The organism is Flavobacterium sp. CFS9 (genome assembly GCF_041154745.1).
Classification (GTDB): domain Bacteria; phylum Bacteroidota; class Bacteroidia; order Flavobacteriales; family Flavobacteriaceae; genus Flavobacterium.
This window is the reverse complement of record NZ_AP031573.1, coordinates 3,696,626-3,715,981: the sequence shown is the minus strand read 5'-3', so window position 1 is coordinate 3,715,981 and position 19,356 is coordinate 3,696,626. Positions and strand designations below refer to the sequence as shown.

The 19,356-nt window shown below is 34.3% G+C and carries 17 protein-coding genes; 3 read left to right on the top strand and 14 right to left on the bottom strand.

Annotation, left to right across the window (positions count from 1 at the left end):
• Positions 1-31: 31 nt before the first annotated feature.
• From ACAM30_RS15655 to ACAM30_RS15645, 3 genes are read right to left on the bottom strand one after another with little or no spacing between them, the layout of a single operon-like run.
• Positions 32-463 (bottom strand): hypothetical protein, encoded by a 432-nt coding sequence (locus ACAM30_RS15655; protein ID WP_369615529.1) that lies wholly within the window; start codon positions 461-463, stop codon positions 32-34.
• A 47-nt stretch (positions 464-510) separates the two neighbouring features.
• A complete protein-coding gene (locus ACAM30_RS15650) occupies positions 511-1,014 on the bottom strand; it encodes a hypothetical protein (protein WP_369615528.1) in 504 nt (167 codons plus the stop codon).
• A 13-nt stretch (positions 1,015-1,027) separates the two neighbouring features.
• Positions 1,028-1,792: an MBL fold metallo-hydrolase gene (locus ACAM30_RS15645; protein ID WP_369615527.1), complete on the bottom strand. Its 765-nt coding sequence runs from the start codon at positions 1,790-1,792 to the stop codon at positions 1,028-1,030.
• Between the two features lie 90 nt (positions 1,793-1,882).
• On the opposite strand from ACAM30_RS15645, the gene ACAM30_RS15640 reads away from it, so the two are divergent.
• Positions 1,883-3,343 (top strand): TonB-dependent receptor, encoded by a 1,461-nt coding sequence (locus ACAM30_RS15640; protein ID WP_369615526.1) that lies wholly within the window; start codon positions 1,883-1,885, stop codon positions 3,341-3,343.
• A 253-nt stretch (positions 3,344-3,596) separates the two neighbouring features.
• On the opposite strand, the gene bcp is transcribed toward ACAM30_RS15640, so the two are convergent.
• Complete coding sequence (bcp, locus tag ACAM30_RS15635) at positions 3,597-4,049, bottom strand: thioredoxin-dependent thiol peroxidase (protein WP_369615525.1); 453 nt, start codon at positions 4,047-4,049, stop codon at positions 3,597-3,599.
• 211 nt (positions 4,050-4,260) lie between these two features.
• On the opposite strand from bcp, the gene nth reads away from it, so the two are divergent.
• Positions 4,261-4,917, top strand: a complete 657-nt coding sequence (gene nth / locus ACAM30_RS15630) for an endonuclease III (protein WP_369615524.1) — start codon at positions 4,261-4,263, stop codon at positions 4,915-4,917.
• A 17-nt stretch (positions 4,918-4,934) separates the two neighbouring features.
• On the opposite strand, the gene ACAM30_RS15625 is transcribed toward nth, so the two are convergent.
• The 3 genes from ACAM30_RS15625 to ACAM30_RS15615 all read right to left on the bottom strand — a co-directional run bounded on the left by ACAM30_RS15625 (position 4,935) and on the right by ACAM30_RS15615 (position 7,446).
• A complete protein-coding gene (locus ACAM30_RS15625) occupies positions 4,935-5,999 on the bottom strand; it encodes a hypothetical protein (protein WP_369615523.1) in 1,065 nt (354 codons plus the stop codon).
• Positions 6,000-6,667: 668 nt separating this feature from the next.
• Positions 6,668-6,811 (bottom strand): hypothetical protein, encoded by a 144-nt coding sequence (locus ACAM30_RS15620; protein ID WP_017498746.1) that lies wholly within the window; start codon positions 6,809-6,811, stop codon positions 6,668-6,670.
• A 50-nt stretch (positions 6,812-6,861) separates the two neighbouring features.
• A complete protein-coding gene (locus tag ACAM30_RS15615) occupies positions 6,862-7,446 on the bottom strand; it encodes an RNA polymerase sigma factor (RefSeq protein ID WP_369615522.1) in 585 nt (194 codons plus the stop codon).
• Between the two features lie 474 nt (positions 7,447-7,920).
• Here ACAM30_RS15615 and uvrA point away from each other — a divergent pair, with 474 nt between their 5' ends.
• Positions 7,921-10,716, top strand: a complete 2,796-nt coding sequence (uvrA, locus tag ACAM30_RS15610; RefSeq protein ID WP_369615521.1) for an excinuclease ABC subunit UvrA — start codon at positions 7,921-7,923, stop codon at positions 10,714-10,716.
• Positions 10,717-10,790: 74 nt separating this feature from the next.
• On the opposite strand, the gene ACAM30_RS15605 is transcribed toward uvrA, so the two are convergent.
• The 7 genes from ACAM30_RS15605 to ACAM30_RS15575 form a co-directional block, all read right to left on the bottom strand.
• Positions 10,791-11,039: a hypothetical protein gene (locus ACAM30_RS15605; RefSeq protein ID WP_123923492.1), complete on the bottom strand. Its 249-nt coding sequence runs from the start codon at positions 11,037-11,039 to the stop codon at positions 10,791-10,793.
• A 291-nt stretch (positions 11,040-11,330) separates the two neighbouring features.
• The gene (locus ACAM30_RS15600; protein ID WP_369615520.1) at positions 11,331-12,983 is read right to left on the bottom strand and encodes a mechanosensitive ion channel family protein; all 1,653 of its coding nucleotides are present in this window, start codon (positions 12,981-12,983) and stop codon (positions 11,331-11,333) included.
• A 200-nt stretch (positions 12,984-13,183) separates the two neighbouring features.
• Positions 13,184-14,653, bottom strand: coding sequence for a lipopolysaccharide biosynthesis protein (locus tag ACAM30_RS15595; RefSeq protein ID WP_369615519.1), 1,470 nt, complete (start codon positions 14,651-14,653; stop codon positions 13,184-13,186).
• Between the two features lie 40 nt (positions 14,654-14,693).
• Positions 14,694-15,977, bottom strand: coding sequence for a glycosyltransferase family 4 protein (locus tag ACAM30_RS15590; protein WP_369615518.1), 1,284 nt, complete (start codon positions 15,975-15,977; stop codon positions 14,694-14,696).
• Between the two features lie 24 nt (positions 15,978-16,001).
• Positions 16,002-16,271, bottom strand: a complete 270-nt coding sequence (locus tag ACAM30_RS15585; RefSeq protein WP_369615517.1) for a hypothetical protein — start codon at positions 16,269-16,271, stop codon at positions 16,002-16,004.
• Positions 16,272-16,586: 315 nt separating this feature from the next.
• The gene (locus ACAM30_RS15580) at positions 16,587-19,016 is read right to left on the bottom strand and encodes a YfhO family protein (RefSeq protein WP_369615516.1); all 2,430 of its coding nucleotides are present in this window, start codon (positions 19,014-19,016) and stop codon (positions 16,587-16,589) included.
• A 50-nt stretch (positions 19,017-19,066) separates the two neighbouring features.
• Positions 19,067-19,351: a DUF4834 family protein gene (locus tag ACAM30_RS15575; RefSeq protein ID WP_369618657.1), complete on the bottom strand. Its 285-nt coding sequence runs from the start codon at positions 19,349-19,351 to the stop codon at positions 19,067-19,069.
• Positions 19,352-19,356: the final 5 nt, after the last annotated feature.

Below are 19,356 nucleotides of genomic sequence, written 5' to 3'. Positions count from 1 at the left end.
ACATCTCACTTTTTACATTACAATGAGAAACTTATTCTCCTGTATAAATAATCTTACCGTTTTTCTTCAAAACATAACCTTTCCAGGGAATTAACTGCAGATCATCTTTAATCCAAGGCTCACCTTCTGATTTTCTCTCTAAAAGAATTGGTTCTTTTTGAGTGTCCAGAAAAAGTTCTGCTTTGTTTCCGTCAAAAATAACATACGCTACGGTAGAATACGTTTTTCCATCTTCGGAATGGGCTAATTTTGTACCCACTTCAAATAAACGAACACATTCTTTCTTAAGAGCAGACCAGGTGTAACCCGCGGAAGGTTTACATCCATGAGCATCCGAATCTCCTCCAACAACAGCTGGTTTAACTTCTTCTTTCTTTTCAGAAGTTTTATTCTCTTCAGCGACTTTCTTCCCACAAGAAAATGAAAGTCCCGCAACAATGGCAAGCAAAAACACCTTTTTCATAAGTCGAATATTTAGTTAAACCGGTTCAGAAATAAGAGAAAAGCTTCTTATTTTTGGTACAGCCAGGTTTGGTTTACTTCAAAAGTAATACTTTCGTCATCATTAACAAAGTACTTCAACAACACTTCTCCCCACATTTCACCATTGCTGTAGTCTGCAATAATCCATCTGTGGTTTAGAACTTTCACCTTATTGATGATAAATTTGTTCGGACCAATTTTGTCTTGTCCCGTATAAGGATTTCCGTTTGGATTTGCATTTAGGTCCAATAATTTCTCCGTTACCAGTGGGATTAGTTTTTCATATAAAATAACTTTCCCTCCGGTTGCACTATTGTCAAAGTAATTCTGTGCATTTTCATTGTGCTCCAAAGAAAAATAATCTGCTTCTGCCAATTTTGTAGATACCAAATTAATACTATCTCTCAACTTCTTGGTCGTTTTCACATATCTTTCCTGCTCAAATTTCACTTCACTGCTGTAAAACATATAGGTAAAAACATTCATTAGTATCGCAAGGATAAAAAGGTAAAGCATTAAGGATTTTTTCATTTTTGTAATATAATTAAATTGTAATTTCTAAATTATCATAAGCCAGAAAAACATTTTCAGGCAGTTGTTTTTGTACTTCTTCATGAAAGCCCAAAACGTGACTAATATGAGTTAAATAAGCGACTTCTGGTTTCACTAAATCAATAAAATCCAATGCTTCCTGTAAATTAAAGTGCGTATCGTGTGGTTCTACACGCAAAGCATTTACAACCAGTACTTTTAAGTTTTTAAGCTTTTCAACTTCTTCTGCATCAACCGTTTTCACATCCGTCAAATAAGCGAAGTCATCAATGCGATATCCAAAAACCTGTAAATCACCGTGCATTACATTGATAGGAATCGCTGTTTTGTCTCCAATGGCAAAAGGCACGTTATTCACTACCTCAATCGTTTTAACGCTGGGTGCTCCCGGGTACTTGTTTACCGTTTCAAAAACATAATCAAAACGACGTTTTAAATTGTCGATTACACGCTGATGCGCATACACAGGAATCTCGCCCTGTCTGAAATTATAAGGACGAATATCATCTAAACCGGCCGTATGATCGGCATGCTCATGTGTAAATAAAATAGCGTCGAGTTTTCGGCAGCCGCAGGAAAGCATCTGCTGTCTGAAATCAGGACCACAATCGACCACATACGAATGATCGTCCCAGGTAATCCAAATAGAAACACGAAGCCTTTTATCCTTAGCATCAGTGCTTTTACAAACAGGATGATCCACTCCGATTATCGGAATGCCTTGAGAAGTACCAGTACCTAAAAAATATACCTTCAATTGAACTTAATTTTTTTACAAAAATAGGATTATTTCTCTTTCATTAGAAGGCTAATTTACTAACTTTGTAACAAATCTATTTAAAATAAAATGGGTACAGAAATAAAACTCAAAGGTGACAGGGTCATCGAACAGATTCCTTCTATAAAAGACAAAGCATTACGCATTAATTTAAACGAGAACATTTACGGAACATTTGCTGAAATAGGCGCTGGACAAGAAACAGTAAGGCATTTTTTCAGATCCGGAGGTTCATCGGGAACAATTGCAAAAGCAATGTCTGCCTATGACAAAGATTTTAGTGATGCCGTTTATGGAGCTGAGAGCGATGGACGTTATGTAACTGAGGAACGGTTAAAAAAAATGCTTACCCATGAAGGGCAAATCATCGAAGAACGATTAAGCAGAGAAAAACATCCAACAAAGCTTTTCTTTAGTTATGCCAACACTGTTGCTACCATAGATTTCGCTAAACAATTTAAAGGTCATGGCTGGGTAGGAATCCGCTACCAAATTGAACCGGACGAAGCATACAACGAAATTATTCTACACATTCGTTTTAAAGAGACTGACGCCAGACTACAACAGGAAACACTCGGAATTTTAGGAGTTAACCTAATTTACGGTGCTTTTTACAAATACAACGATCCAAAACGATTACTTCGCTATTTATACGATCACTTAGACAAAGACCAACTCGAAATCGACACCATTAACTTCTCAGGGCCTCGTTTTGCGCATGTTGATAATCGTTTGATGAGTTTACAGCTGGTTAAAAACGGAATGACTGATGCCGTAATGTTCAATCCGGAAGGAAAAAACATATTACCGGCAGCTATTTTATACAAAAAGAACCTTCTTGCTTTAAGAGGAAGCTTTCGTCCGGTTACAAAAGTAAACATGGACATGTATGAGAAGTCACTTAAAATGTTTCTTGAAGAAAACAAAGTAGAAAAAGACAATACACTGGTTATCTTCGAAATCACCCTTTCTAATTTACGTTCTGATGGTGAAATCGACGAGCGTGACTTTATGGACAGAGCCGAATTACTTTGCTCTCTGGGGCAGACCGTAATGATTTCAAACTTCCAGGAATATTATAAGGTAGTAGAATATTTTGCTAATTACACCAAAGCCCGTATGGGACTAGCCATGGGAGTTAACAATTTAGTTGATATTTTTGACGAGAAATACTACCGTCATTTAAGTGGCGGAATCTTAGAAGCCTTCGGAAAACTATTCTACAGAGACATGAAAGTTTTCTTGTATCCAATGCTGGATGAAAATGGCGTTTTAATGAACTCCAATAACTTAAAAGTACATCCAAGAATGAAAGAATTGTACAAATTCTTTAAATTCAACGGAAAAGTAATTGATATCACAGATTATGATCCGCATAACTTAGAAGTTTTCTCCCGCGAGGTTCTGAAAATGATCAATCAGGGAAAAACAGGATGGGAACACATGCTTCCAACCGGTATTGCCGAAATCATAAAAGAACATCATCTTTTTGGATACCATCCGCAGAAAGAATTAGAGCAAAATACTTAAAAAAAGTCCCGAAAAAGGGACTTTTTTTGTTTCAGTTTTTTTTGTTTCAGGTTTCAGATTCTGGACCGAACAAAATTTTACCGCAAAGCATACTAAGTTTTTAAACACAAAGTTCGCAAAGTTTATACTGAATAAACTTTGCGAACTTTGTATTTTTGATACGCAGCAACATATCATTTTTAACGTACTTTGCGATAAAAAACCTCCAAGCCGAGATTTTTCAACTTGAAACTTGAAACCTGAAACAAAAAAATTATTTCAAAATCTGCGCGGCGTGCTCCTTTGTTTTTACTTTTTCAATTACCTCGTCAATAATTCCGTTTTCGTCTATCACAAAAGTGGTTCTGTGGATTCCGTCATACTCTTTTCCCATAAACTTTTTAGGTCCCCAAACCCCAAACGCATTGATTACCGATTTGTCTTCGTCTGCCAATAACGGAAAAGGAAATTCGTATTTATCCTTAAATTTTAATTGTGCTCTCTGACTGTCCGCACTTACACCCAAAAGCTCATAATTATTCACTTTAAAACGTTCAAAATTATCTCTTAAATCACAAGCCTCAGCTGTACACCCCGGAGTACTTGCCTTTGGATAAAAGAAAACAACCAATTTCTTTCCGGCGTAATCTGCCAGTTTATGCGTCTTCCCATCCTGATCTACTCCTGAGAAATTTGGTGCTTTATCGCCTTTTTTTAATGTTACCATTTATATTTAGATTTTTAGATTGTTAGACTATTTGTTAATTAGATAATTTGACAATGAGACAATTAAACTATCAGACTCTTAGATCACCAGAATATTTAACTAGAAATAAAACTTGCACTAACAACTTACTATTTCAAATTAATAATTCATAATTAACAATTAACAATTATTAATAATCAATTACTATTTTTACGGGATTAAATTTACGGAAATGAATAAAGAAGCCCGAGTAACATTTGTTATAAATACGTTAAAAGAACTCTACCCCACTATACCCGTACCATTAGACCATAAAGATCCCTACACCTTATTAATTGCCGTTTTGCTTTCAGCACAATGCACTGACGTTCGTGTAAACCAGATTACTCCTTTACTTTTCGCAAAAGCAGATAATCCTTATGACATGATTAAAATGTCGGTTGAAGAAATTAAAGAAATCATTCGTCCATGTGGTTTATCTCCAATGAAATCTAAAGGAATTCATGGATTATCACATATTCTTATCGACAAACATAATGGTGAAGTACCTCAAAGTTTTGAGGCTTTGGAAGCTTTACCAGCCGTTGGACATAAAACAGCTAGTGTAGTAATGTCACAGGGGTTTGGAGTTCCCGCCTTTCCGGTTGATACTCACATTCATCGATTAATGTACCGATGGAATCTTTCGAACGGAAAGAATGTAGTACAGACGGAAAAAGATGCTAAAAGATTATTTCCTAAAGAACTATGGAATGACCTGCACCTGCAAATTATCTGGTACGGACGTGAATATTCTCCGGCAAGAGGATGGGATTTGGAAAAAGATATCATTACCCGAACTGTTGGTAAAAAATCGATATTAGAAGAAGCTGCTAAAAAGAAAGTTTAGCAGCTTCACTATTATTTTTACATGCTTCCTTTAAGAGCATTGTATTCTTTTGTCATATTCAACGACCTGTAAATCCCTAAGAGTGATTTTACAGCATTTTCATTTTTAGGTTCAATCACCAATGCTTTTTTAAGATACGGAATAGCACTTTTTACCACCTCGTCTTTCTGAGCATCTAATTTATCAAATTGTTTCATTTCACTGGCCGTCGTGCCCAATGACGACATCTGATCCTGAATTTCTTTTCTAAACTGCACTTTAACATAAGCCAGATTTAAACAGCAGGTCAAACAATCCTGATTGATTTTTAACCCGTCTTCATAGTATTTCTCCGCATTGCGAAAATCATTTCTCTCCAGATAAGAAAAACCTAAAGAAACCAGAATTTCTTCTTTTTTGGAAGGCGGATTAAAATTTCTCGGTTTTTCATATAAACCTTCATTAATACTAGATTCTCTTGCACTCATCGAAATAAATACTTCTTCCTGCTTTGTTTTTTTATTAGTCGCATAAAAAACCATCCCTTTTCCGGAATAGTTTATTTTTCTCAACTCTTCAAAGTACTTTATGGCAGCGCTGTAATCCTTACCCGCTAAAGATGAAGAAGCCGCATTGAACAAGTTTAGAGTGTCTTTTTTATCAAACAAATACACTTCGTAACTCTTATCGGCACTTTCTTTAAATTTTCCGATTTTATAATCATTATAAGCACCATCAACCAACTTAGACTTCATCTCTTTCAAAGCAGAACTCGCTTTAAAAGCATACTTATAATTGCGGGATTCGTTTTCATACAATAATACATCCTGATAGGCTGCTGATGCCAATGCAAAATTACTTGCAGCATCGACATTTTTAGTTGCAAGATCCTTATAAACATTACCTTTTGTAAAAAAATAATCTGTTTTTACCTCATCGGGTGCATTTAATATTTGATATTCTATTTTTTTTAAAACGGCTAATGCTTCCTGGTTTTTCCCTTTAGCATAATAAGATTGTGCCTCTTTTAATTCTTCTTTTTGAGCAAACGCTCCAATACTTATCATTAGCGACAATGATAACATCTTTAAGTTCTTTTTCATTTTCGGTTTGGTTTAGTTGTTTAAAAGATTTTAGGGTAATCTCATGAGATGCACTATCAAAACATCAAGCGAGGGCCGCAAAAAACATTACGATATTCACTTAAATACCTGACGAGAACTCATTATTCCTGCTATTCTTTACAAATACCAGGAGAAACAACAAACGAAACAAAGTGTGAGTAGTTTTTCTTCATCTATTTTTTGGTTTTTGGTTAGACTTATAAAAGAATCCTCTTAAATGAGCTTTTCTATATATTGAAAGGTTTTTAATACACAAATCATTTATATAGAGCAAATTCATTGAATAAAAATCCGCTTTTTAACTATAATAAAGCTAAATATAAAATAAATAAATGAAATTCAAACAAAACACAGAAATTTAACAAATTGCCAATCCAAAATCTGAAGACCACTTTTTACATCAATCATAAAGTCATAAGGCAAAATACAAAGCTTTTCAACCTGAATATCTGACTCTTACAACGAGTTAAGTTTTGTAAAAAATTACTGATTTTAAACTCAGGAAAAATCTTCCTATTTCTTGTATCAGACCAACTGAAGCAAAAAAAACTCACTACCTGCATTTACATGCAAATAGTGAGCTTTCAACCAGAACGACCATCTGGTTTTTCTTTCGAAATAAACATCCGACAAATGTAGTGGGCTGTTTAGTTAGCTATAATTTCAAAACTCTTATCTTCAATTTTCACAACTTTTAAGGCTTGTGAATAACTAAGCAAAAAAGAAATAACTTCTTTTTTTGGTTTTAAATCTTTAGAAGCTAATGCCTTTTTAGAGTAAATTTTCGCCATACCATCAAAACGTTTTATACTAGTATAACGAAGTAATACCTGAATTAGTATTAATTGGTTAAAATAATTTGATGTTTATCAATTATTTTTCTCAAATTCATCAAAGCATATCGCATTCTTCCCAATGCTGTATTGATACTCACATCTGTAAGCTCAGAAATTTCTTTAAAACTCATGTCCTGATACATACGCATAACCAATACCTCTTTCTGATCTTCAGGCAACTCTTCGATGATTCTTTTTAAATCAACCTCGACCTGATCAAAAATCATTTTATTCTCGATAGTTAAAGCATCATCAGACATGACAGAGAATATCGAAAACTCTTCGGTTTCTCTGTACATTGGCATTTTTTTGGTTTTACGAAAGTGATCCACAATCAGGTTATGGGAAATACGCATCACCCATGGTAAAAATTTACCTTCTTCGTTATAGGAATTACTTTTTAAGGTTTTGATTACCTTAATGAAAGTGTCTTGAAAAATATCATTTGAAATATCTCTATCCGCGATCTTTGAATATATAAATCCATATATCTTAGACTCGTGCCTTTTAATTAATGTTGCAAGGGCATTTTCGTTGCCTTCAACATAATTTTTTACCAATAGAGCGTCAGGAATATGCACATCAGCCATAGTACTACTTTTTTAGTTTCTATTTAAAATTTGGAGTAATTTTATAAAAAGTAGTTTTATTTTATAGGCGTGGCTTTTGGGTTATGTACTTGTGTTAATATTTTGATCAAATTTAACAAATTAATATTTTAAAAAGCAAACAAAAAGACGAATAATTAACAATAAATTGTTAATTATTGCAGGACACATTTCATTTTCATCCTTTTTCCGACCATTTCAACCCCGATTCAGTACTCTTTTAACATGAAAAAACACAATTAAAAAACAGGAAAACAAGCATTTGTGCGGCCTCCAAAGGATTCTTTTAAAATTTAGAATAAAAATTCGAACCTTTATTTTCTCTCACACTGATCTGATTGTTTTTAACTCTTAATCTATCAAATCTACAAATCACAATTCTGTTAGAATTTGGAACAATTTGATTGATAAAACTGAAATCAAAATTGATTACTTTTGTAGAAATTGACTTTTTTTATGCAAATTGATCTTTCGACACTCGACCCAAAACATAATATTATCATTAAAGGCGCACAGGTACATAATTTAAAAAATGTAGATGTAGCTATCCCCCGAAATAAACTAGTTGTTATTACAGGTCTTTCAGGATCAGGCAAATCAAGTCTTGCATTTGACACCTTGTATGCCGAAGGACAACGTCGTTATGTCGAAAGCTTATCTTCGTATGCACGTCAATTTTTGGGGCGACTGGACAAGCCGAAAGTAGAATACATAAAAGGTATTGCACCAGCCATTGCCATTGAGCAAAAGGTTAACACCACCAATGCGCGTTCTACTGTTGGAACTTCAACAGAGATTTACGATTATATGAAATTACTTTATGCCAGAATTGGTCGTACTTATTCACCAGTTTCCGGACAGGAAGTCAAAAAAAATACCGTTACCGATGTAATTACGGATGTAAAAACTTTAGAACTGGACAGTAAATGGCTTCTGCTTGCCCCTATTCATCTTGAAGAAGGAAGACAATTGGAAGACAAACTGAAAGTACTGCTTCAACAAGGTTTTGCTCGTATTCTGGTTAATAATGAAATGGTGCGTCTCGATGATTTTACATCTTCAGAAATTCATCAGCTAGACAATAAAGATATTCTATTGATTATCGACCGAATTGTGGTTAAGGAAGAAGAAGAATTCTACAATCGTCTTGCTGATGCTGTACAGACCGCTTTTTTTGAAGGAAAAGGCATTTGTTTTTTACAAGAACTGAACTCCGATAAAAAATTTTCTTACTCGAATAATTTTGAGCTGGACGGAATTACTTTTTTAGAGCCCAACGTTCATTTATTCAGTTTCAATAATCCATACGGAGCCTGTCCGGTTTGTGAAGGCTACGGAAATATTATCGGTATCGATGCTGATTTGGTGATTCCAAATACCTCTCTGTCCATTTTCGAAAGCGCCATTTATCCCTGGAGAGGTGAAAGCATGAGCTGGTACAAAGATGAGCTGGTAAAACATGCTTATAAATTTGATTTTCCTATTCATAAACCTTTCTTCGAACTTTCAGAAGAACAGAAAGATTTGATCTGGACAGGAAACCAATATTTTCAAGGTCTAAATGATTTTTTCAAAGAACTTGAAGAGAAAAACTATAAAATTCAGAACCGCGTCATGTTATCCCGTTACCGCGGAAAAACGAAATGTCATACCTGTCGTGGGAAACGCTTGCGCGAAGAAGCATCTTATGTAAAAATCAACGGTAAAACAGTCTCAGATCTTGTCGATTTACCGATCAGACACCTGGTTACTTTTTTCAAAAGCATCGATCTAAATGTTTACGAACAGCAAATTGCAAAACGATTAATGGTCGAAATTAACAATCGTTTGTCTTTTTTAACTGAAGTTGGTTTAGATTATCTGACTTTAAATCGAAATTCGGCAACACTTTCGGGCGGTGAGTCACAACGTATCAATCTCGCTACTTCTTTGGGAAGCAGCTTAGTTGGATCGATGTACATTCTGGATGAACCCAGTATTGGTCTGCACCCAAAAGATTCTGAAAGATTAATTAAAGTTCTCTTATCACTACGTGATCTGGGTAATACAGTTATTGTAGTTGAACATGATGAAGACATTATGAAAGCCGCCGATATGATTATTGATATTGGTCCCGAAGCGGGCACATTTGGTGGAAAACTGGTCGCTCAGGGTACCTATGGTGAAATTCTGAAATCAGATTCACTAACTGCCCAATACCTGAACGGTGATTTAGAAATCTCTGTTCCTAAAAGAAGACGTAAATTCAAAAACCATATTGATATTGTAGGCGCAAGAGAGAACAACTTAAAGAATATTACTGTTACTTTTCCATTAGATGTTTTAACGGTCATTACCGGAGTTTCCGGAAGTGGAAAAAGTACCTTGATTAAAAAGATATTGTTCCCGGCCATGCAGAAAAAACTGGACAGTGCTGCTGAAAAGGCAGGCCAGTTTAGTGAACTAAAAGGTTCGTTTTCGCAAATCAAACATATCGAATATGTCGATCAGAACCCAATTGGAAGAAGTTCAAGATCCAATCCGGTAACGTATATCAAAGCTTACGATGATATTCGGGACTTGTATGCTAAAGAAAAACTCTCTAAAGTAAGAGGCTATCAGGCCAAACACTTCTCTTTTAACGTCGATGGTGGCCGTTGCGAAACTTGCAAAGGAGAGGGTTCTATAAACGTTGAGATGGTCTTTATGGCCGATGTTTCGCTGCCATGTGAGACCTGTGGAGGAAAACGTTTCAAAAAAGAGATTTTAGAAATCAATTTCGACGAAAAAAATATCAATGACATCCTGACCATGACTATTGATGATGCGATTGCTTTTTTCGACAAGAATAAACAAACCAAAATTACTCAGAAGTTACAGCCCTTACAGGATGTAGGCTTAGGATATGTACAATTAGGACAATCCTCTTCTACTCTTTCCGGTGGTGAAGCGCAGCGTATTAAACTGGCTTCCTTTTTAGTTAAAGGCGCTACCAAAGACAAAGCCTTATTTGTTTTTGATGAGCCAACAACAGGCCTGCATTTTCACGACATTAAAAAATTAATGACTTCCTTTGATGCCTTAATCGAAAAAGGACATTCCATAATTGTCATTGAACATAATCTTGACCTTATAAAATGTGCCGACTGGATTATAGATCTGGGACCGGAAGGTGGTGAAAATGGCGGTCATCTACTAGCTGTAGGGACTCCCGAAGATATTGTAAAGGTGAAAGAATCGGTTACCGGAGTGTACCTGAAAGACAAACTTTAACCTTGGCAAAAATTTTAATAAAAAATCCAAATCTCAATCTATAATTGAAATTTGGATTTTTTATTATTTCGCATTTATGCCACTAAACATTTTTCTTCAAAAGGAAAACCGTCTTCATCAATGGCAACTAATATCTTCTTTTGCTTGGTGGCTTCTATTGTCAGATAAAGCCATGCAAAGGACCACAATCCCAGGGTCAGACAAAAAATCATAAAATTTAAACTATGATTTACCACTTTTCCTCCTTTACTCAGAACCGCGAAAAGCAATTCATCGTTTCTTTCCTCCAGTGTAAATCCATTTTGCACTTTATTTGATATCATACTAGAAAATACTTGCAAGCTTTGTTCCTGACTGAGTTGGCCGTTCTTCATAATAATTTCTTAAAATTTAATCCAAATACTACTACAATTACTTCACAATTTTAAATTCTAAAAACATTCCAGTTTAAATAAACACTACAGCACGTACTTTTATTGTCTGCTTTACTAAGATATTTTTACCTTAAAAACAAAAAGTATTGCCATATTCTTAGCTAAAGTTAATTTTTATAAAATAAACCACAAAACAAAAGACTGTTAAAATTTTAAGATTACACCCAGAATACCAATACTTTACCCTTTATTCTTAACATTAAAAGGAGGTGCTTCATAATCATTATTCAGATAATTCGCAGGAATTGTCGTGGCATTACCATCACGAAGTGCTCCGTAATGTGGCGACATAATTTCTATTCCGGCTGCATTAAACGAATCCTGAATGTTTTGATGCAAAGACGAATAAATCCTCGGCTGCTTCGTAGGTTCTTTGGTGTAAACGTTGATCTGATAGGAAACATAAAAGTCGTCCAAACTCGTTTGCAGGACGAAAGGAGATGGTGTCTGCTCGACCATTTCCGTCTTTAGAGCAGCTTCAATCAATGCTTTATAAATATCTTTCCATGGTACATCATACCCAATCGTAACGGTAGTATGAATCAATAAACCATTATTGGCGTGTTTTGTATTGGCTGAATAATTAGTTGAAGTACTTGACAAAACAGTTGCATTAGGAATCGTAATGTCTTCAAATTTAGGTGTTCTGACGCGGGTTACCAAAGCTGTTTTTTCAATCACCTCTCCGCTTACATCACCAATTTTGATAAAATCACCAATCTTAAACGGACGCATGTAGGTAATCACCAGACCCGCCACCATATTGGCAATAGCATTTGAAGACCCCAGAGAAAATAAAACTCCCACAAATACCGAAACACCTTTAAATACCGGAGAATCTGATCCCGGCAAATAAGGAAATATAACAACCAGCATAAAAGCAAGCATTAGAAAACGAATAATATTAAAAGTAGGCATTGCCCAATCGCTGTAAAAACCGTCGATTTTAATATTCTCCTTTTTAATCTCATCAAAAAAGAATTTGATCACTCTTATAGAATATTTAAAAATGACAATGATAACTACTATGGTGACTAAACTTGGCAAAAAACCAACAAATCCCATTACCGCAAGTTTTGCAGGCGAAAGAATCCAACGCAGCAAAGTAGTTGTATAAACTTCGGTAGCAGGAAAAATACTGAATAATAGTGGCAATGATAGATATACTATTAAAATAAGTGTAATCACTTTAATAGCACTGTACAATCGCATGAGTAAAAACTGTTGTTTTTGAGGCGAAAGAATATTGATATTATTATACTTAAATCCTTTAAAGTGTCGGTCACTATTTTTGAGTATGTACAGTTTTACTCTGTTGAATAATTTACCGACAAAATATAAAACAAACCCAATAATCAGTACCAGTAATACTGTATATCCAAGCCTTTTGGGAAGCATCGAGTAATTCTCATTCTGATACGCAATCGCTCTTTTAATCAGGTTTAAATTGCGCTTTGCGATGAAATCTGCCGTTTGATTTTCCGCTTTTCCGTCTACATCTAAAACAGACATGATGACAAAATCATTCTTATAAACAATATCCTGAGAAATATCTGAAGGTACAACCGAAATAGAATCCGCTACAAAGAATGAATCCTCATATAGTTTTCTGATCTTTTCAGTAATTGCATTTGCTCTGTTTTCAGGCGAAAAAGAACCTACTTTATAATACACATAAAAAAGTGTGTCTTTAAATGGCTTTACGGGATATCCTTTTAATTTTACTTCTTTAACAGTCGCTTTTGAGGTTTGAGAACTGTCTTTCTGAGCAAAAGTCAGTGAAGAAAACAAAGTAATAAAAAGTGCTAAAAAACAAACTATTTTATTTTTCATATACTGTCAGCAATAAGTTATATCAATTTTACTTCTATTTTGTATCATCCTTTCTGATATAATGCCGATGTAATATGAAAATAGTACAATGCTATTGGACTATATTGAATATCCAATCGGTATTCGTTATCTTTTCTAACAAATATAAAGACAAAACAGTTTCAAATTAAAATTACTTTTACTTCCTCTTTAGAAATACACTAAACTTTAATTCCGATTTTTTTTAAAATAGTATCGATCACCTTATTAATATCAGGAGAAATATTGAACTTATAATTCAGATAAACATATAAAACAGTTACCAAAACTGATTTTAAAGCAATACTAACCAATTGATAAAAAGGGAATTCCCAAAAGTAAAACACTAAAAACAATGCAAATGTAATTAACATCGAATATATTGTTTGAATAGTAAAAGGATACAAATGAAGCCTTTTAACCACAAAAAGCAGTTTTGCCAAACTATATAAAGTAATCGATAATAAAGTAGCGAAAGCAGATCCGAAGATTCCAAAAATTGGAATAAAGATCATGTTTAAAATTACTGTCAACGCAACCAGCATTAATCCTAAATACAACACCATACGGTAATATTTAGTATTAAAAATGATCGCATTATTGTTTCCTAAAATCAAATCAAAGTATTTAGACAAACCAATCATAAATACAACTGCAATTCCACCACTATATTCTTTTGGAACTAACTCGTATAACTGACCGATATTTACAAATATGCAAAGCATTACAAAACCACCCACAATCTGTAGGTTTATTGACGTTTTTTTGTAAAGTTGGTTCAACTCATCATGTTTGTTATCATGCATTAATTTTGCCGTAATTGGGTATACAATCTGATGCATAGCACGGCTTGGAACTGAAATAACCAAGGCAATATAAGTAGCGACAGAATAAAAAGCAATATTTTCAATCTGCATATATTGATTTAAAATCATTTTATCTCCATCCAAAAGCAAATTGGCAACACTTCCGGATAAAATAATATAAAAAGTATATATCAGGATATCTTTTGTATTTGCCGGTATCATAAACTGAAAAGTTGGTTTCTGAATACTAAATGCATATAACATGGTTATCAGGAATGCTAAAAAATATAAAAGTGCCGTTGCATACACAAAACCTTCTACACTAAGCCAATTATAGTAAACACCTATTAATAGAAATAATGAAAATAATCGTAAGCCAACTTCCTTTACAAAGTTTCCAAAAACGGAATGCATATTTACTCGCAACCAGGCATAAAAAATTTCAAAATATGCCATACACAGTCCAATAAAGGGTATTAACCATATATAACTTCTAACAATCGCATTCTTTTTGGACAAAAAGAACAGAATCTCATCATAAAAAACAAGACCTATCAGCAAAAGTGGAATTATTAATAGCAGAGGAAACAAAACCGTAAAGGATAGAAAACGGGATTTTTCTTCCTCTGTTTGATATTGTGAATAAAATTTAACTAAGGTATTTTGCATTCCAATTGCAAATAATGGCATAATCACATTCGCGCAAGAAGTCACATAATTAGTTAAACCATAAAAAGTTGCACCCAAAAAAACAGGATACAAATAAAGTGTATTAATGGCTCCAATTGCGAAACCTATGTAAGTAATAATTGTATTTTTGAAAGACTGATTTAAAACAATACCCATTTTTGGATTTCTGAATTTAGATTTTAGATTGCAGATTAGCTTAGTTAATCAACTGTGCTAACTGCCTGGTTAGATTCTTTCTGGAATATTGTTGTAAACCAACACCATTGGCCTGTAGTTTCCCTTCTAAAAACTGATTATAAAAGTCCAAAATTACACTTTTTAACTTCGCTTTTTCAGAATAATCAAAAAATACTCCTGTATTGGTCTCTTTTATAATATCGGCAAAATCAGACCCCTGAGGTCCTATGGCTATTATTGGACGATTTGATACCATATATTCGAACAATTTACCCGGAATTATACTTTTGGTATCTTCAGAATTAATTTCGATTAAAAGCAAAACTTGTGATTTCTTTTGGTGCGCTATCGCTTCATGATGCGAAACATATCCTAATAGATTCAAATATTCATTCAAATCAAACTCTGTAATAGCATCCAGTACTTCCTGGCTTACTGCTCCAATTAATTTGATTTCCAAATGTGATTTAAACTCAGGTATTTCCTGAAGCAATTCTACCAGACATTCCCATAAAAATCGAGGATTTCGATCGGATAAAAATGATCCGATATGCGCCAAAGTAAATTTAACATCTAACGTTTGTTTCTCTACATTTTCGATGTCATAACCATTGGTAATCACCGAAATTGGTTTATTGGTGATAGCTTCAAACTCTACTTTTGTAGTTTTACTTGTCACAATAATAGTATCCGCACTATTGAGTACTTTATGCTCCAGATTTTTATGCTTTTTAGCAGCATAGTCTGACAAACGCAAGGCTTGGTGATATCCAATGGTAGTCCAGGGATCACGGAAATCAGCGAACCATTTTACATTTAGTTTTTCTTTTAATTCCAGGCCTATTAGATGTAAACTATGTGGCGGCCCTGAAGTAACAATTGTATCAATATCATTCTCTTTGATGTATCTCTCGAGATAAGCTACTGAAGGTTTTACCCAAAAAACGCGGGCATCCGGAATAAATAAATTTCCACGAATCCAAAGAAAGGTTTTATCTAAGAAAGTTTGTTTTTTCTTATGGGGAAAAATTCCGGAACTAATTTTCTTTGTTTTATTCTTGGAAAAAACAGAAGCCAGCTGATACGGTTCCCAGATTTTATTTTTAAGCACAACTACTTTATCAGAAATCTCACTAACCAAACCTTCATCAACAATGGGATAGGTTGGATTTTCAGGAACATAAACTATCGGCTGTATACCAAATTCAGGTAAGTATTTTACAAATTTTAACCAACGCTGTACACCTGGTCCTCCAGCCGGTGGAAAATAATAAGTAATGATTAAGAGTTTTTTTTGTTCCAATTTATGCTATGCTATGAAGTAAGTTTATACAACTATTTTTTTTTCTTTTTCGTCATTCAATTTTCCGAGCTCCTCAATATCTAAGATATCTTTCGGTCTGTTAGCGGCTTTTTTAGCAACAATTAAACTATCATAGTCAATAAAATAAACCGGAGTCTCGCCTATCATTACAACTGTAGCGTCTTCTAACAAAGAAGCGAAAGATTTATCTTCTAAGCCCTTAACAGCCGTCATAATATCTAATCGCAAACCATAATTTAATGTAAAATCACTCCATCCGTAAATAAACTGCATCGTTTCAATGGTCTCAAAATCTCCAAGATTTTAACTTTGTTTTCAAAAAAACTATTCCAAATAGCTATTATTTGCTCATTCATTACTTTTTAGATCGAATTATTCTAGCTGTTTTTATCGTGTAGGAAACTTCAATAATAGCCATTAACCTCTCTAATCTTTCCAGATAAGAAAGCTTCTTGATTTCCGCTATTCTTTTAGCTTCTAACTCTTGTGGAGTACCAAAATTTAACACGCTATCTTTCATTGTTTACTTTCCTTCTAATACACAGCAAAGATACAAAAATGATATTTCAACACTATTTTAAAACGATTCTAAGCTTTCGCCTTTTTCCTTTCAAAATAAACCCCACCAACCAGAAGCAGTAACATTCCAATACAGCTTGCCAACGTAATTACACTTCCTGTTTTAACCACCTGAGGTTCAAATTTAAATTCGATAGTATGCTCACCGCCCGGAATTTCCATAGCTCTTAAAACATAATCTACAGGAAAATGATCGGTAAGTTTGCCATCAATATAGGCATTCCATCCATTCTTATAATAGATTTCAGAAAAAACAGCCAAACCATCTTTTCCGTTGTTTGATTTGTATTTGATGTAATTAGGCTTGTATTGTACTACCTGAATGGTTCCTGTAGTGTCCCACTGTTTTTTCATTCGGGCATTTCTAAATTTACCCTCATGCTCACGAACGTTGAAAACCGCTACTGTTTTAGTATCAATATGATCTAATGCTTTCATTACATCATCCGGTTTATTTACCAATTTAACGGTGCTGACAAACCATGCATTTCCGTTAACATTTGGATTTACAGTTGGAAATTCTTTTCCTTCTTTATCCGTTTGGATGATGTATTTCACATTCAACATGTCTAAAACTTCGACATTGTTTTTTGCAATCTGATAATCAAAAAGTTGTTGTATTCTTCTTGGTTTTGCAGCATGGTATCCACCTAAAGAGTGATGAAAATAAGAAGCACGTGCACTTGACATGTTGCCATTTACTTCAAAAACTCTGTAATGTGTTGTATCTTTTAAAATCTGAGCATCAGAAGGTGTTTCCTGAAATGGTGCTGCAATTTGTACCGGACTCACAAAATCTTTGGCTGATACGTACTTTTTATCGACAAAAAACAAATCAAAAATCATTAAAAGACCAACGATAATCAAAGTAGTATTTTGAGCTATTTTATTTTTAATGAACAACCAAAGGATTCCAAAAGTAATCACGATAAAAAAGCCTGAGCGCAATAAATCAGCAGAATACAAACTTTTTCTGTCTTCTTTTAAAGCATCTACAAAAGCAGGTCCGTAACTTTCTAAGAAATAATTGTCACTGCTGCCTGTAAAATGAAACATGCTTTTAGCAAATACTAAAATCAAAATAACGCCTAATCCAAAAACTCCTGTCTGTACCAGCGCTTTCTGCTGTAATTTAGGCTCTTCTTTAGCTTTGAAAAACGATTGTAATCCCATAACAGCCAAAACAGGGAAGCACAATTCCAAAATAACCTGAATCGAAGACACTGCTCTAAATTTGTCGTACATTGGAACATAATCGATAAAGAAATCTGTCAGTAACGCGAAGTTTTTCCCCCAGGAAAGTATTAGCGACACTAATGCTCCTGTAAAAAATACATATTTTATTCTTCGATCGTCAATAAATAAAGCTAAAACTGCCAAAAAGAAAACCACAACTCCAATATAAGCCGGGGCTGCCACGATAGGCTGATCTCCCCAGTACGTAGGCATTCCCGATACAAAATCCTGCGCCTGCTCTGACGGTACTCCCTGCTCAATCATAAAGGAATACATACGGCTATCTGTTCCTACATTTTCATGATTTGAACCTCCAAAAAGTCTTGGAGCAATCAGGTTAAAACTTTCTGCAATTCCGTAACTATATTCGGTAATATATTCACGGCTTAGTGCATTTTCGTTGGTCTTTTTAGAACCATCAGGGTTAAAAGTCAATTCGCTGTTGCTACGTGTACTAAATTTAGCATATTCACTAGTTGCCAATAAATTAGTGGCATTGGAACCAATAGCAAAAATTCCGGCTACGGTCAAAACACCAATAGCGGTTAAAAGCGGTTTATATTCTTTCTCTTTGATAAAATTAAAAGTAAAATAAGCTGAAAGTATCAATAAGAAAATCAATAAATAATACGTCATTTGAAAGTGGTTGGCATTAACTTCTAATGCAACCGCAAACATGGTGAGCAGGCCACCCCAAATGTATTTTTTTTGAAAAACAAGTATGAATCCGGCGATAACAAGTGGCATATAAGCAATAGCATGGGCTTTTGCATTATGCCCTACACCAAGAATGATAATCAGGTAAGTCGAAAAACCAAAGGCAATTGCCCCGATAAATGCTTTTAAAGGATCGGTTTTTAAAACCAGCAACAGCCCGTAAAAGCCTAAGAAATATAAAAATAAATAATCGGCAGGACGAGGAAGAAAACGCAAAGCATCGTCTAATTTCCCCACAAAATCATTTGGGTAATTCGCTCCAAGCTGATAAGTCGGCATACCTCCAAACGCAGAATTGGTCCAATAAGGTTCAGAATGCTCTGCAGCTCTAAAATCGTTTTGCTCTTTCGCCATTCCGGTATATTGAGCAATATCCGACTGGAAAATTTGTTTTCCTTGTAAAACCGGGTAAAAATAAATTAAAGAAACGAGGATAAAGCCCAGGATAACAAGGGCATGCGGATAGAACTTATTTACTATTTTCAATTTAGGCTGGTTTGGGTTAAATGATGAATCCTATAAACTAGGTCACAAATTTAATCTATTTCTTCGTAATCAACATAATCGCCAACCTTTTTGGTTTCACGAGGTTTTTTTGCATTGGCTGTATCGATAATAATTTCATCGTTATTATTACTAGTTCTTTGCCATGTATTATCCTGACTATATTGTTGTTGTCTTTGAAAATTCTCTCCAGCTTTTTCTACTGCTTTTTTTACCAATACCGGCAAAAAGATTCGTGCTAAAAATTTAAAAATATAATAAAACGCAACGATCCACATTATCGTTTTAATCAGATTTACAAAAGATGCTTCTTGCATGATCA